The organism is Vibrio sp. 2130-1 (assembly GCF_033339515.1).
The window spans coordinates 1-544 of sequence record NZ_JAWOUT010000629.1 but is presented as its reverse complement, the minus strand read 5'-3'; the positions used below and the strand labels follow the sequence as shown (position 1 = coordinate 544).

Sequence of the window (544 nt, the reverse complement as noted above, 5' to 3'; positions counted from 1 at the left end):
AAAATGCTGACTACCCCTTCAATAAACGACTGCTGCGTCAAATCGATCGACGCGTTCGTTTTCTCAGAAAGTTTTTACCTGAAGTCACCATCGTTGATTACTCACCTCAACAAGAAGGCAAAGTCTTTTTTGGTGCTTGGGTCGAGATTGAAAACGAAGCCGGTGATGTGAAGAAGTTCCGCATTGTGGGGCCAGAAGAAATATATGGCGATGCCAAAGATTACATCTCCATTGATTCCCCTATGGCCAGAGCCATGTTGAAAAAGCAAGTGGATGAAGAATTTACCGTTCGAACGCCGGAAGGTGACAAAGAGTGGTTCATCAATTCGATTGAATACAACAAGCAAAGCGCAGAATCTTAACTTCCTCGACCTTGAAACATTCGGCGAGCGAAGTGCGTTTGCCAATGATGTTGACCTATTTTTATGCGCCCTCATTTGAGGGCGCGAGCTGTATTTACTGGAGAGGTTTAAAATGAAAGCCGTGATTTGTGGTGCTGCGTTAACGATGGCTATTTCGCTTCCTACTGTCGCTCAAGAAGAGC

At 45.0% G+C, this 544-nt stretch carries 1 protein-coding gene; it reads left to right on the top strand.

Annotation, left to right across the window (positions count from 1 at the left end; translation table 11 throughout):
* On the top strand, positions 1-362 hold a 362-nt coding region (locus tag R7Q09_RS27800; RefSeq protein WP_318144167.1), incomplete at its 5' end, for a GreA/GreB family elongation factor.
* Positions 363-544 lie beyond the last annotated feature (182 nt).